Annotated in this window: 17 protein-coding genes; 1 reads left to right on the top strand and 16 read right to left on the bottom strand. The window is 44.1% G+C overall.

What is annotated here, in order from left to right; all coding sequences use genetic code 11:
- Positions 1 to 22: 22 nt before the first annotated feature.
- The 14 genes from ABWW54_RS07555 to ABWW54_RS07490 all read right to left on the bottom strand — a co-directional run bounded on the left by ABWW54_RS07555 (position 23) and on the right by ABWW54_RS07490 (position 9,054).
- The gene (locus ABWW54_RS07555) at positions 23 to 880 is read right to left on the bottom strand and encodes a hypothetical protein (RefSeq protein WP_353411631.1); all 858 of its coding nucleotides are present in this window, start codon (positions 878 to 880) and stop codon (positions 23 to 25) included.
- A 52-nt stretch (positions 881 to 932) separates the two neighbouring features.
- Entirely contained in the window at positions 933 to 1,631 is a 699-nt protein-coding gene (locus tag ABWW54_RS07550) for a glutathione S-transferase family protein (protein WP_353411629.1), read from the bottom strand.
- Positions 1,632 to 1,645: 14 nt separating this feature from the next.
- Positions 1,646 to 2,275, bottom strand: coding sequence for a glutathione S-transferase family protein (locus ABWW54_RS07545; protein ID WP_353411628.1), 630 nt, complete (start codon positions 2,273 to 2,275; stop codon positions 1,646 to 1,648).
- A 69-nt stretch (positions 2,276 to 2,344) separates the two neighbouring features.
- A complete protein-coding gene (locus ABWW54_RS07540) occupies positions 2,345 to 3,616 on the bottom strand; it encodes an O-acetylhomoserine aminocarboxypropyltransferase/cysteine synthase family protein (protein WP_353411627.1) in 1,272 nt (423 codons plus the stop codon).
- A 53-nt stretch (positions 3,617 to 3,669) separates the two neighbouring features.
- A complete protein-coding gene (locus ABWW54_RS07535; RefSeq protein WP_353411626.1) occupies positions 3,670 to 4,788 on the bottom strand; it encodes an alpha/beta hydrolase family protein in 1,119 nt (372 codons plus the stop codon).
- Positions 4,789 to 4,832: 44 nt separating this feature from the next.
- On the bottom strand, positions 4,833 to 5,216 hold the full coding sequence (gene gloA2 / locus ABWW54_RS07530) for an SMU1112c/YaeR family gloxylase I-like metalloprotein (protein WP_353411625.1): 384 nt from the start codon (positions 5,214 to 5,216) through the stop codon (positions 4,833 to 4,835).
- Positions 5,217 to 5,268: 52 nt separating this feature from the next.
- Positions 5,269 to 5,682, bottom strand: a complete 414-nt coding sequence (locus ABWW54_RS07525) for a GFA family protein (RefSeq protein ID WP_353411624.1) — start codon at positions 5,680 to 5,682, stop codon at positions 5,269 to 5,271.
- Between the two features lie 45 nt (positions 5,683 to 5,727).
- Positions 5,728 to 5,967 (bottom strand): hypothetical protein, encoded by a 240-nt coding sequence (locus ABWW54_RS07520; protein ID WP_353411623.1) that lies wholly within the window; start codon positions 5,965 to 5,967, stop codon positions 5,728 to 5,730.
- A gap of 83 nt (positions 5,968 to 6,050) precedes the next feature.
- Complete coding sequence (locus ABWW54_RS07515) at positions 6,051 to 6,464, bottom strand: DUF1801 domain-containing protein (protein WP_353411622.1); 414 nt, start codon at positions 6,462 to 6,464, stop codon at positions 6,051 to 6,053.
- Positions 6,465 to 6,528: 64 nt separating this feature from the next.
- Positions 6,529 to 6,834, bottom strand: a complete 306-nt coding sequence (locus ABWW54_RS07510; RefSeq protein ID WP_353411621.1) for a hypothetical protein — start codon at positions 6,832 to 6,834, stop codon at positions 6,529 to 6,531.
- Between the two features lie 189 nt (positions 6,835 to 7,023).
- Positions 7,024 to 7,605: a histidine phosphatase family protein gene (locus tag ABWW54_RS07505; RefSeq protein WP_353411620.1), complete on the bottom strand. Its 582-nt coding sequence runs from the start codon at positions 7,603 to 7,605 to the stop codon at positions 7,024 to 7,026.
- Positions 7,606 to 7,651: 46 nt separating this feature from the next.
- Complete coding sequence (locus ABWW54_RS07500) at positions 7,652 to 8,248, bottom strand: LysE/ArgO family amino acid transporter (RefSeq protein ID WP_353411619.1); 597 nt, start codon at positions 8,246 to 8,248, stop codon at positions 7,652 to 7,654.
- A gap of 86 nt (positions 8,249 to 8,334) precedes the next feature.
- A complete protein-coding gene (locus ABWW54_RS07495; protein ID WP_353411618.1) occupies positions 8,335 to 8,754 on the bottom strand; it encodes a GNAT family N-acetyltransferase in 420 nt (139 codons plus the stop codon).
- Between the two features lie 96 nt (positions 8,755 to 8,850).
- Complete coding sequence (locus ABWW54_RS07490; protein WP_353411617.1) at positions 8,851 to 9,054, bottom strand: hypothetical protein; 204 nt, start codon at positions 9,052 to 9,054, stop codon at positions 8,851 to 8,853.
- A gap of 393 nt (positions 9,055 to 9,447) precedes the next feature.
- On the opposite strand from ABWW54_RS07490, the gene ABWW54_RS07485 reads away from it, so the two are divergent.
- Positions 9,448 to 12,834, top strand: coding sequence for a DEAD/DEAH box helicase (locus tag ABWW54_RS07485; RefSeq protein ID WP_353411616.1), 3,387 nt, complete (start codon positions 9,448 to 9,450; stop codon positions 12,832 to 12,834).
- 83 nt (positions 12,835 to 12,917) lie between these two features.
- Here ABWW54_RS07485 and ABWW54_RS07480 read toward each other — a convergent pair.
- Both ABWW54_RS07480 and ABWW54_RS07475 read right to left on the bottom strand, forming a co-directional pair.
- Positions 12,918 to 13,996, bottom strand: a protein-coding gene (locus tag ABWW54_RS07480; RefSeq protein WP_353411615.1) for an IS3 family transposase whose coding sequence is annotated in 2 segments (ribosomal slippage) — positions 12,918 to 13,744 and positions 13,744 to 13,996 — 1,080 coding nt in all. Because the reading frame shifts where the segments join, the coding sequence is not laid out codon by codon here.
- Positions 13,950 to 14,177, bottom strand: a 228-nt coding sequence (locus tag ABWW54_RS07475; RefSeq protein WP_353411614.1) for a hypothetical protein, incomplete at its 5' end; no start/stop codon positions are given. The genes ABWW54_RS07475 and ABWW54_RS07480, both read right to left, overlap by 47 nt.

The following is a 14,177-nucleotide window of genomic DNA, read 5'->3' as shown; positions in this document are numbered from 1 at the left end:
GTTTGTGCCCAGCAATAAATACCTAACTTGACTGCCTTTTATTTTCGCGTTCAATTTTTTTTCGACGCTCACTTCGGCTCCAATACAAGCCATCCACATCAGGGTATGCCATAAATGCAGCCGCAGTGACCTGTTTTACCGTCCGATACTCTGCCTGCCTTAAATGGTTAAACCAAACGACACGTCGCTTTTTCAATTCCATTGCTACTACATGTACTTCCGTAGCTGGCCCAGAAGCTATATACGCTAAAGCCCCCCCTGTCAGGGCAGAACTTATTCCTCCACTCAGTAGCCCCACTCCAACTTTTTTACCGAGAGTTTGTGATATTTCTTTAACTCGCACATAAAGGACAAGAGCCTTATCAAAGCCCTTTAATACTAGAGGTATTGATGGCAAATCCCGGCTAACGGCGTCAATAGGCTGCCTCTTAGTAATGAGGTTTCTGGATATCACATCATCGAAAAACAACTTAATATCTTTTGTATACCATGGTGAATCATGTTTCCTATCCAGCGCGTTAATGAACGGCTTATTTAGGGACTCCCAATCATCGGACATCACATAGTTAACTTTAGGGTCGGGCTCAAAGAACAAACCATTCATGGTCGTTAAAAACACCGGCTCGAAGCCCCTAATCCTCAGAATTCTCTGAAGTTCACTTTTAACGTCTGAAACAATTTCATCGTTTTTAGCTTCATTAAATCCCAAGTCCGATCCTTGAATATCTGAAAAGACAATCGCATCCAAGATAACATTCACACGCGGGTTGTTAACCACCGTCTCCGGAAAATTCGGAAAATGCTTCTTCGTCGGCGCACAGCCTGAGACACATAAAATACTCACAACGGCCAACATTATGGTGCTTAAGGCACTCTTCATATCTACCACAATCTCACTCACAGCTCTACGACAAGCGATTCGAAACGAGCGTTCACTTTTGCAATAATGTACCAGCTCTGTCTGTAAATTTTTTCTGTTCTTCTTTGTCTTTAAGTTGCTTAGCAAGATCAAATGGAACCACGATTCCTTTTTGCATTCCAGGTTGATCACGCATCGCCATCATCCATCGATCTAAGTGCTCTAAGCCATCAACAGAGGCCCCCGACCATTTATAGGTTCTTACCCAGCACCAATTGGCAATATCGGCAATAGAATAATCGTCAGCTAACCACTCGTGTTTTTCTAAGTGTGTGTCTAACACCGTAAACAAACGCCGCGTTTCATTTTGATAACGGTCTATGACAGCCGGTATCTTTTCTGGAAAATAGCGAAAAAACACATTCGCCTGCCCCATCATTGGTCCAATACCCCCCATTTGGAACATCAACCACTGGATTACCTTCGCTCGCCCAGTGACATCACTAGGCAGGAGTTGCCCCGCTTTTTCGGCCAAGTGAATCATAATTGCGCCGGATTCGAAAATCGCCAGAGGTTCACCATTGGAATCAAGAAAATCGCGATCAACAATGGCAGGAATTCTGCCATTCGGGCTCTTTTCTAGGAATTCAGGACGATGTTGCTCGCCTTCGCTGATGTTCACAAAATGAACTTCATAGTCCATTTCTAACGCTTCTAAAGTACAAGACACCTTATGCCCATTTGGAGTGGGCGCCGTATATAAATCGATCATAGTATCCTCTCTTATTAAACCGACAGACTGGGTCTACTGGCTAAATTCTTGCGCCAACGAATGACGTTTTCATGGTGTGGCTGAGGGTCGATCTTAATAATATGAGCGAAGTCGACCGCCACAACTGCGGTGACATCCGCGTTAGAAAACTGATCAATTGCAACAAAGTCCCTACCTTCGAGCCGCTCATTAAGAGCATCAAAAAATACGTTCACCCGTTGCAATCCGCGCTTAGCAAGCTCTGGGATCTGATCATAATTATTAGCCCCTGTCATTGCTCGCCCTTTCATCATGGGCGATGAGTTTCGTAATGCTTCGGCAATGGCATACAAGCCCTCAAACTCGATTCGAGCATTCCAATTAGCAATAAGCCCTTTTTCACTGTCTGTCACTCCTAACATCGGAGGGGTTGGGAATGCACTTTCTAAATAGGCGGCAATTCCGGCGTTTTCAGTTAACACCGTCCCGTCATCAAGCTTCAAGGCTGGTACCGTACACGAAGGACTTATCGCTTTGTACTCATCAGAAAGTTGTTCACCCTTTCTCAGGTCTATGTTGACCACATCATGGGGCACTTGTTTCTCATGCAACAGTATTCGCGCTCGGCGCGGACTGGGTGCAGTCAAGCAATCGTAAAATATCATTTTCGGTTCCTACTGGTTTATCTTTAGGTTAATCCAGGCGCGGATATACGCTGTTATATCGGATCAGTTTTACGCCTGTTCTAACGCCTGCGAGACATCCGCAATGATGTCATCTATGTGCTCAATTCCAACGGAAATTCGTATTAGGTCTGCACTCACGCCCGCCGCCTCCAATTCTTGATTGTTTAACTGACGGTGGGTAGTGGATGCAGGATGACAAGCTAATGATTTCGCATCGCCAATATTGACCAACCGCAATATCATTTCAAGGGAATCTATAAACCGTGAGCAGGGTTCAATTCCCCCCTTAATTCCAAAGCTCAATATTCCAGAAGCCTTACCGTTAGTAATGGCTTTACAGTTTTGGTAATGCGGGCTGTCAGGCAGCGCCGCGTAATTCACCCATGCCACTTTGTCATGCTGCTGCAAATAGACGGCTAGCTTCTCGGCATTTTCACAATGGCGTTCCATACGCAAACCCAGCGTTTCCAGACCTTGAAGAATCTGAAACGCGTTCATCGGCGACAACGCTGCACCCGTGTTTCGAAGTGGTACTACTCTACAACGTCCAATATAGGCAGCATCACCCAGTGCCTCGGTATAGATGACATCGTGATACGACGGGTCTGGTTCATTTAAAACAGGAAATCGGGCTTTGTTTGCCACCCAATCAAATTTTCCTGAGTCGACGATAACGCCTCCAATCGAGGTGCCATGTCCGCCTATGTATTTAGTCAACGAGTGAATCACGATATCAGCACCCAATTCAAAAGGACGACACAAATAAGGCGTTGCAACGGTATTGTCGACAATGAGCGGCACACCTTTGCCGTGAGCTATTTCTGCAAGCTTTGCAATGTCTACAACATTACCCGCCGGGTTGCCTATCGACTCACAAAACACCGCCTTGGTGTTTTCATCGATTGCATTTCTAAACCCTTCAAAGTCATCATGTGACAACATCCTTGCTTCTACCCCTTGCCGCGGCAGCGAGTGAGCAAAGAAGTTATACGTACCACCGTATAGCTGGCTCGTACTAACGATATTATCACCCACACCACAAATACATTGAATAGCATAGGTAATCGCAGCCATGCCTGAAGCCACACAGAGCGCACCAATACCGCCTTCCATCGCGGCAATACGCTGCTCTAAGACATCGTTGGTCGGATTCATAATACGAGTGTAAATGTTCCCCGGCACTTTCAGATCAAACAGATCCGCTCCATGTTGAGTGTCATCGAAGGTAAATGAGGTTGTCTGATAAATTGGGACCGCAGCAGCTTTAGTGGTTTCCTCCGATGTGTACCCTTGATGTAATGCAATTGATTCTAGCTTCATGATCTACTCGTTATATCTTCTAGTTGTTGAAACGATGACTTTTCAAATGAGTGTTACAGCTCTTTACCGAAACCTAACTCAATAAGCCAGCCGCGCATAGCCTCATAATACCCTTGAACAATGGGTACACCATCTGTCACATTTTCAAATTCTCGTAAAGCCCCTGTCTTACTTTGTTGAAGATTATGATTGGCATCGACAAACGTCTTTACAGCTAATGAAGCCTTAGGGTTCACTCCAATTGTTTCTTGATACAAGGTTTGAGTCTTTCGCCAGTCCACAATCGTATCTTTCTCTCCAAAAATAGCCAACACCGGTCGATCAATATTACTAAGCAGTTTTTTGAACTCAGGAACGTAAACCATAAGCTCAGCTTCTTCATCAACAAGCAACTCTTTGGATCTGAATTTTTGTTGGTAGTCTTCAAATGTTCGTTTAGCGACCTCATCATCAGGCCGACCGGAATCGCCAAGCAAATACTTCATGAATGGGTCCTCGTCTAAATTAGTACCCGCCTTTTTACTCTCTTCGAATGTTCCGCCCTGCCAAGCGATATTAAATCTAGCTTGCCACTCATTAACCAAACGGAGAGTTTGCTCTTTGCTTCGCCCCTCTAGTGGTAAATTGGATTCAAGCAAGTAGCGAAAATTTTCCTTATCATCCGTTCCGCTCACTGATATCCAAAATGCAATCGAAGGGTCTGCTGCCATGGCCAACGGAGCTATCCAACCTGCGCGGCTGATTCCCCAAAGGCCAATTTTCTCTGTGCCCGCTAGCCCACTCGCTTGCAATGCTTCAACGGCCAATACAACTTCCTTCGCACTGCTCTGTACGGGCTGATTTGCATCAAACACTCCCTCGCTGCGCCCACAGCCAGGCTTATCCCATACCACGGTGTTTATGCCAATGCTGGCAAACTGAGACCGTAAATCGTAAAACCAGTTTTGCTCGACCACGTTAGTTTTGCCATAACCGTGAACAAGGATGATTGTCGCCGTTGCTTTTTGATCTGCGGGCGTATCGAGTATTCCGTCGAGCCGCTGGCCATCCACTTTAAATTCAAAGCCAGAAGTGCTAAATGCATTTTGCGACAATTCACTAGCATGCACGACACCAAACACGGGTCCAAGCAATACTAAAAAAATAACTCCGCCTAACGTAATACCTTTCATTCTTTACCGCCCTCGTCTAAGCGCTCTAGATTAATTGAAAATCACTAGATTTCGTACAACTCTAACGGCAATCCGTCAGGGTCAGAGAAAAACGTAAACTTTCTGCCAGTGTATTCGTCCACTCGAATTGGCTCAGTCTGAATACCATTAGAATTTAGATACTCTATGACGTGCTCAACCCGCTCAACATTAAACGCCAAATGCCGTAACCCTAACGCTTCTGGGTAACTAGGGCGAGGCGGAGCATCAGAAAAGGAAAACAACTCAATCTGCCCGCCCTCAGGCAACTTTAAATCGAGCTTATAAGACTTTCTCTCTTTACGATAGTTTTCCGCGATGATCTCCAGCCCCAATACAGTGGTATAAAAATGCTTAGAGCGATCATAATCAGAACAAATAATCGCCACGTGATTGATTGACTTAAACATATTCTTTCCCTGATGTTTGACTCACAAGGCCCTGACAACTTGCAGTGAGTGTTTAAACGTTCGACGTGCCATACCCTGCGTCATGTTGCACTCCGTCATCCCCAATTTCTTCCCAAGGTGCCTTTGAGGCAACAAAAAGATGATGCTTAACGGTTAATTCAGTATCGCCAGAATCCAGTAAGCTGACCGGTAAATATACATGCTCATCGTCATTTTTTCCGGGCAATGGAGAGCCGCAAACGGAGCAAAAACTCGTCTCCCAATCGTGATTCGGCTTTCTCCAGTGACTGACAAACCGTTCCCCTTTAAGCCATTTAAAATGATCACTACTGATCACCGACACCGCAATACCTGAACCGCCGGTGGATTTACGACAAAGCGAACAGTGACAAACATAGACATCAGACAAGTCAGTAAAAACTTCGAACGCCACATTGCCGCAATTACATGAGCCACATACTTTCATAATACCAATTCCACTTTTCTGAATAGCAGCCAAGAACAAGTCTGCTCAGTCCTCGCTTTTGAACTTTTTGAACAGCAACACCGTCAGTGACAGCGCACAGACAATCGCTCCAAAAGCTTGAAATATTTTTGCCTCGCTCGAACGCAATTCATACTCTAGTCGTACCTGCTCTGGCAATTGCTCATAATCTTGAAACGGTATACTAAAGGGATCAACAATCGCACCGTAAATCACCAGCACAACTCCCAGCATGAACACGATAAAAATAGACGACGCCCTCATCATAAAGGCACCATCGATCGTGCATCAAGTTGCCAGAAAATGATATCGCGAAAAACAGTCACCGGTCATGCTCTTTCATGATTGAGTCATGCGCCCAACAAGGGTTGTCGTTTTAATTTGTGGTAATTCAGTGCCATGAAAAAACACGCTGACAACTCCGGCGGAACGGGCTTGTCTATTGCAACGACCACGACTCTGTTACCGCTATAAACTAACTGGTTTCCAAAAACCTCTTTGAACGTTTCAACTAAACTAGTATTGCAATTAAAAAATACACCGAGGTTTTCTGGGTCTTCACTCAGCCAGTCTATGCGAACAGTACTTCCGTGTTTACTCAGGTAGGACGGTTGTCCCCACTTTACCGTTTCGACAATCGTACCTAGATCATTATCCCTCGCAACCGCATACACCAACGATCGCAGCTCAAAAAACTTGGCCTTCGCCTTCGCCGAATAGAGATCCACTTTGTGACTTACCGACACGTCCAATTTCCCTTCCATCAACTTTCTCGTTTTAGCAAAGCCAGATCTAAGCTGGCATATGGGGGCACAAACTCAAGCATCCTTATTCTGCAAAGGAAGCCCAAACGTCGTTTTTCTTGAAATACCAAAGCATCAACGGGATTTCAAGCGCCGCATAGGCGATTAATGTAAACCAAAACCAATTTATGCTTGTGAAAATAATACTAAACATTATCCCTTGCCCGCCGAAAATAAAGAAGGCAATGCATAGAACGACAATATTAATAAGCAAATCATACCCAGCAATCTTATTTCCATTCGAGCCAGCGTATTTTGGGTAAAAGTAAAAATACGCTGGAATTATGAAAGCAAGGTTAATTCCGATAATTATTAGTTCAGGTGACGTCATAAAACCATTTCTCTATTTTCCTAATCGCAAAAGAGCGGTTATGTTGTTAATTTAGATCATGTTGAATTGAGCGTCAGCAAGACATCCCAGTTTCACCACTCTCGTTACAGTGTGCCTCGCACCAATTGGCAATGGTACGCGTAATTAAATAATTCCTCGGAATCACGCTGGCCTGTTGTCCGTTTTAATTCAGTTTTCTAACACCGTATATGACCAGTATTTTTCACCAGTACGCACTCGAACCTGCCAACCGCGCAATTTGAGCTCTTTAATAATAAGTCTATTCATTATTCCGTGACCAAGATTTAGCACAGAACCGTGCGCCTCTGATAGGCTTTCGAGCTTATCAGCGGCTCTTTTAGCTCGAATTTTAGCCTCACGAATTGACTCACCATGTCTAGAAAAACCAACCAGCCAAGCGATCCTAAAAAGAACGGCCCAACTGAAGAAGGTCATCCTTGGAAAACGACTCTTGATGAACGGCATAGCGGACTCTCGGTAAAGCGGATCGATCGTGCTTATGTTCCTCAAGCCAAGAGCCTCAATGGAGCTTACCGCTCTTGGCAAATCACTGCATATCGACCAGGAGCAACCATTTGCAGCGTCCATTGAAGCTTTAGGGGGCACACTCAAAGCGTCCAATTCCGTCTTTTCATATTCAGACACTACCTGCCCAACCTGAGCAGCCGTCATACGCACTCCATCGCCCGCTTCAAGGTCCAACAGTGGCTTACCGTGCCTCATCATCACTATTGTCAGTGCTTGAGTCATATCGATTTACATGGCCCCTGACACAATGCACTCTCGCCGTACAGCATCAAAAAACCAACGATATTGCAATTGACGCCATGACGATGCCCACAAAAAACTCCAACACCTTCCATGCTTTGGGGCTCTCAAAAAACGGGGCCAGAAACCGTGAACCGTAACCTAGCGAAAAGAAAAATACGAACGACGCCGTCATGGCTCCAACAGCAAACATCAACTCATTGGGCTGATATTGAGTGGAAATTGAACCCAACAATATTACTGTGTCGAGATAGACATGAGGGTTCAACCATGTGAACGCCAAACACATGGCAATTGCGTTACACACTGACCTATTGGACTTAACCGTTGAGTCTAATGCGTGGCTAACGGTAAACGCCGATTTAAAGCTCAATAGAGAATATATACTCAAAAATATCGCCCCGCCGTATCGAGCAAACCGCTCTAATTCCTGGAACTGAGTTACCATCGCACCGAAGCCAGCAACGCCCAATGCGATTAATAGCGCGTCCGAGATTGCACACACCGCGCAAACTGCAAAAACGTGTTGTTTTCTAATTCCTTGCTTCAAAACGAACGCATTTTGCGACCCGATGGCTAAAATCAAAGAAAGGCTCAACGAGAAACCAGAAAAGAATACAGACATGCTACATTAATCCTTCCATACCAGAAAAGGGCTGACGGCGAACAGCTGGTTTAACCACGCTCAAAAAGCAAACAAGGTAGTTGATATTAAACGCCAATCTGTTTTTTTAAAAAATAACTGGTATGGCCTTGCGGCATGTTAGGCAGCTCTCCAAACACCGAATAGCCCGACTTAAGGTAGAAATCCAAGGCTTGAAAGGTGGTTGTTTCCAAACGTATATTCGGAACCCCTTTTGATACAGCGTACTTTTCCAGGCACTCTAACAGTTTTGCGCCCCAACCGTTTTTACGAATACTGTCGTCCACCCAAAGCCCACGGACGTGCATCCAATTCCAATTAATTTCCCCGAGAATGCCTCCAACAATCAACCCGGAATCGCTTTTCACGAAAGACGATACAGTTTCCGAGTAAACGTTGCCGGTAAACGACTCGTTAAAACCATTCAAACCATTTTTCAAGGCGTCAAATTCTTGATCCTTGGGTGGAGACGGATTTGTTAACTTCATAAGCCTCTACCTCCAAGCGACACTATTGAAATTGTTTGACTGAAAAAAATACGCATAAGCTGTGCAGCGTCCTCGTGATTGACGCCACTAAACACGTTACTCCGAATCGGTCTCAGTGTTAGCTGTTTCAAAAATGAATCCCTTAATGATTAACAAGGTAGCGAGCACACCAAGAATCAAAAGAAACGCAGATTTCGCTACACCCAACGAGGAATTCGCGACAAATAGCAGATAGCAATAAACGCCTAATACCGACGTCAGCATCGCCAAGCCAACGTTCTTCAGACTGTTCTTATTCATAACTTTCTCCTTAAACTGTTACGTGTAACGCTATCATGAAAATCTTCATTTCCCAAAACCCAAATCGGGCCAACTTCGCCAAAAGCCATTGATTTCAAAGGTCGATTAGATAAGTTAGAGAATTCCGAACGTTGTCTATATACTAACTTTCGAAGAATAAAAAATAACGCTATTAATTTTACTGAGTGATGTACGGTTTTTCTACTCTTTAAATGGCTGATATTTATATATATTGATGTTTGGAAGTCTATCTCAATTAGCGTTAACCATTCTAGTTGAAAGCTTCATTATGAAAAGGCCTCTCATAATGAAGCTTTTTTGTGGCTGTACTAGACCCTCGTCTGCGACCTAGTACTTTATTCATTTCTGCTTCTCCAAAGGTGTTTTCACGCGGTGTCCGATCAAATCAGTAACAAAATACATTTTTTCCGAGAGTGCCTAGCTGCTGACACGCAAGCGAAATCGCTGTGGAATATTTTTTCATCGCAAGTGCAATTCCAAGCTTTTGTCGACAGCAGTCATCGACCGCCCTTAAGCCCCATTGATCTTGAACCACTGTATCTTGCAAAACTTGAAAAAACACTAGACCGATACAGTCGCGAGAAAGAGTTGCTGCTCTGTTCTGATTTCATCATCACCTATCACGAAACTCGATCCGTCCGCGGTAAAAAACGATTACGCAAAACCTGCTGCCCACTAATTTACTACCGCTGCAGTGTGATCGAAGGTAAAGCGGTTCTCGACATCGAGTCGGCACAGATTAATCCCTCTGCGAAGGAATTGCTGGAATTGTACAGCCCTAAGACCATGGAGAAGCTAGACCAATGGGCGAGCAGTGTTGTTGAAATCCCCGAAAACTACGTAAACGGAACACAAGAGCTGTTCGACGTACTGATAAAGAACCACAACAAGTCGTTTTATCGGAAAGAAAACAGAGATAAAACTGGCTCTGGCAAAAACGGCTCACTGAATAAGACGTCAGCGAAGAACGCGCTGGCAGAAATCACAGAAAATGAAATATTTTTTGCTAGAGAATCTTGGTTGTGCGTCGTTAATAAGCAAGAAAGCGCCCAAGGTGCCCAACATGAGCTGCAACTCTTAAGTCAATCATCACAACACTCCTCACCGCTTCGCGCCATTGTTCACGAACCTTTTGATGACATTGAACAAGAACCCAGTGACAGCAGAAAGCCCTCAGTAAAACGCTCAGATACGGGCAACCGTTTCATTTACTCCGACCTACCGCTGCCAGTGGTCTTAAATGACAGGCAAAAGAAGGCCATACAATCGAGCAATCAAAATCGACTAAGCGTATTGATGGGCCCTCCTGGAACTGGTAAAAGCTACACAATCGCAAGCATTGCTCTTGATGCTTTTTTGCGCGGCGAATCAGTGTTAGTGGTCTCTCAAAACCAACACGCAGCCGATGTGGTTCGGCAGAAATTATTAGCTGACTTTGGTGTTGATCAACGACTCACGGTGCTGGGCAGCGACAAAGGCAATTCGAGAGAATTGATCGACCAGCTGAAAGACTTGCTGCAATCAAGCTCAAGCTATGATGACGCTCAAATAAAGGCATTACACAATCGACTATCAAAAGTTCTGAATGATCAGCACAAAACACGACTGTGGTTTCAAGAGGAATGTAATAAACACCTAGGCATAGAACAAGAACGGACCCGGAGTTTTTATTCTGTTTTACTCAAACTGTTTTGGACAATTAATCAACGCTTCAGGCCCAAATTAGATGAAGGCGAACAAGAGCCTTTGTTTAACGAGATCTATCAAAAAGTGGAGGCCAAAACAGAGCTTTCTCACGCCATTACTAAGGAATTGGTGAAAACCGGCTACGAGAGTATCGCAAATGCGGTTCTCGAATCGACCAGTTTGCGAAGCACCTTGACCAACTTGATTGCCATGCTCTCCGCCAAAACAGAGTACACGCAAAAGAACTACAGTAAAAAAGTAGACTACTCGCTGGTCTTAGACGCATTGCCACTTTGGTTTGGTTCGCTCAGAAATTTGCATCGCTTGTTGCCGCTTCAGCACGAATTGTTTGATCTGGTTATTTTTGATGAGGCAACTCAATGCAATATGGCAAGCTGTTTACCAGCGTTGCAACGAGCAAAAAGGGCAGTCGTCGTTGGAGACACCAAACAAATTGGTCACATGTCTTTCGTTTCTTTCGAGGAACAACGCAAACTATTTGAACACTACAAACTCGAATCAAGTGCGCTCAGCCACGACTATCGAACTAAAAGTTTAATTCACTACGCGCTTGATGCAATCGGCAGCGCGCACCAATTAAACACGCTAGATGAACACTACAGAAGTGAGCCCGAAATCATCGATTTCAGTAATCAGCATTTCTATGATGGCAATCTAAAGGTCATGACCCAGCGGCCTGTGAGGTCACGCCAGATAGTAAAAATAGTCCACTGCGAAGGAGAAAGAAGCGCAAACAAAATCAATAAACGAGAAGCTGAAGAAATAATCAAAACGCTGCGTGCTATCGTCGACGAACAAAATGAACTCTGTGAAACCCTCGCGCATGATTTGGGTGTACTGTCTTTTTTCACGGCGCAAGCAGACTATCTCGAACAGAAAGTGTTCGAAGAATTCACGCTGCACGAACTACGAAAACACAATATTCGCTGTGGCACACCATTTTCATTTCAAGGTGAAGAGCGCGAGCATATGTTGATTTCATGCGCGGTTGATGGTGCTTCAAAGGCGTCTGTTTACACTTATCTGAACCGAGATGATGTGTTCAACGTCGCCGTTACACGCGCTAAAAGCACCCAAACCCTCTTTTTGTCATGCGCCATAGAAGAAGTAAAAGCAAGCAGTAAGCTGCATCATTATCTTCGACATGTAAGCCAGGGCGATGAAATTAAAAGCAAGCAACTGCCCATCCGAGATCAATTTCAAGACCAGGTTTGCCTTTGGTTAGAAACGCAAAATGTGAAGGTATACAAAAACTACCTTTTAGCGGGTATAGCAATAGATATTGTTGCGTGTCATGACCACGAATTCATGGCTATCGACTTGGTTGGTTTTGAAGGTGACTTACACGGTGCGCTATCCTTAAATCAATTCCAACGACTGAGAAGAGCAGGTTTAAAGTCGTTTCTGCTTCCTCATACTGAATGGGTCGAACGACGTTCAGACGTGTGCCAAGCAATATCGAATCAGTTGGGCTTTAGTGCCCAGATGACGGGGAGCCAAGATGACTCAATGGTAATTGCGCAATACGAGCAATACTACATAGATAATTTTTACCTATCGGTATCAGGCCTGTATCAAAAATTATCCGAATTGGAGGAACAGGGACTATCGTACCAACTAATTTTACTAATTAAAAAGTATCAACAATTTGAAGACTTGATTAGCCAATGTTTTAATCGAACTGAATTAACCTATTCTCGCTACGCCAATGCCTTCAAGTCGCTTGTCGAAAAGTTTCTGATCAATGTTTCTAGGTCTATTACGATCATTCAAGTTTTAGAGTCTCAAATAGAAATGAACAGGCTGAACAATGCGCCTGATGCCCTTGGTATGAGTTCACATGTGCGCGATGAAAGCACTCGTTTTATCGATGAACAACAAAGCTTACTTCGTCAAAAATACGAACAAAACCAATTGGCCTTGCTACAAATGGACTCAACCAATTTAAAATTAAATGAGCTAGCGGCCATTTACTCGCAAGATAATATGAACCTCGACGAGGCGCTGGAATTTTTAAAGTCAGTGACGGAAAAACTCGATCTGTACCAATAATATCAACTTAAATATGCCCATACAGAGAGTACGACTGACCTTTCCCCAAACTTAGTACCATTTCTTGGATGAGATGATTCATTCTATGCTGCTTTTTTAGCGAACGCTACTGGAGTCATATATTGCAATGAACTATGTGGTCGAACATTGTTGTAGTGCACTCGCCATTTCGTTATTTCCTGTTCCGCATGCTCAATGGTTTTGAACCAATGCTGATTCAAGCATTCGTTCCTAAATTTACCATTAAGGCTTTCAACGAACGCATTCTGTGTTGGCTTCCCAGGTTGAATAAATCCAAGTCTGACTCCGCTTGTCTGTTGCCAGAAAAACATCGCCTTGCTGGTAAATTCAGTGCCGTTGTCACAAACAATTTGAATCGGTTTAGCTCGTAATTCAATCAGTTGATCTAAGAATCGAGAGACTTGTTTCCCGCTAATCGATATCGCTGTTAACTGACCAACCATTTCACGTGAACAATCATCAATAACATTCAATGTTCTGAATCGCCTTCCGTTTGCCAATTGATCGCTCACGAAATCCATCGACCAACGCATATTGGGTTTACTCGGCACAACCATAGGAGTCCGAGCTCGTTTGAGCTTTTTCCTCTTCTTGGTTCGTACCTGTAGGCCTTCAGCTGTATACACTCGATATGTTCGCTTCTTATTCTTAACCAAGCCTTCTGTTCGAAGAAGACTGTGTAAAAATAAATAACCATAACTAGCATGTTTCGTGGCTAGCTCTTTTAAGCGATGACGCAAAACGTCATCGTTACTTGGCTTCGCCATGTATCTAAACCCAGTTCGACTTGCGCCTGCTAACTCACAAGCTCGTCGTTCACTCAATCGATATTGCTCTTTCAAGTGTACGACGATTTGTTTACGGCTCGCAGGCGTCACCACTTTTTTGAGAGCACATCCTTCATCGCTTCGTTTTCGAGTAACTTCTCAGCCAGCAGCTTCTTCAGCTTGTTATTCTCACTTTCAAGTTCTCTGAGACGCTTCGCTTCAGAGACTTCCATGCCAGCGAATTTACTTCGCCAATTATAGAACGTGCCATTTGAAATATTTAACTGCCGACAGATATCATCAACCTTAACGCCCGACTCGTGTTGCTTAATTGCGCCGATGATTTGCTCTTCGGTATATCGTTTTTTCTTCATATTGAAATCTCCTAAATACTAGATTAATTGGAAATCTCATCCTTGTCATGGTGTTAATATTGGGGGAAAGGTCACCTGCAGGAAGATAAATAGAGATCAAATCTCCTTTCAAAAGGCTTCCATGATCATTAGCAAAAATTTCTAATTCACTTGGAACAACCGAACGATCCAGATATTTAAG

The sequence above is a fragment of the Arenicella sp. 4NH20-0111 genome (genome assembly GCF_040366405.1).
Taxonomy (GTDB): Bacteria; Pseudomonadota; Gammaproteobacteria; order Arenicellales; family Arenicellaceae; genus Arenicella.
Note: the sequence above shows the minus strand (reverse complement) of the source record. Positions and strands in the feature narration are given on the sequence as shown.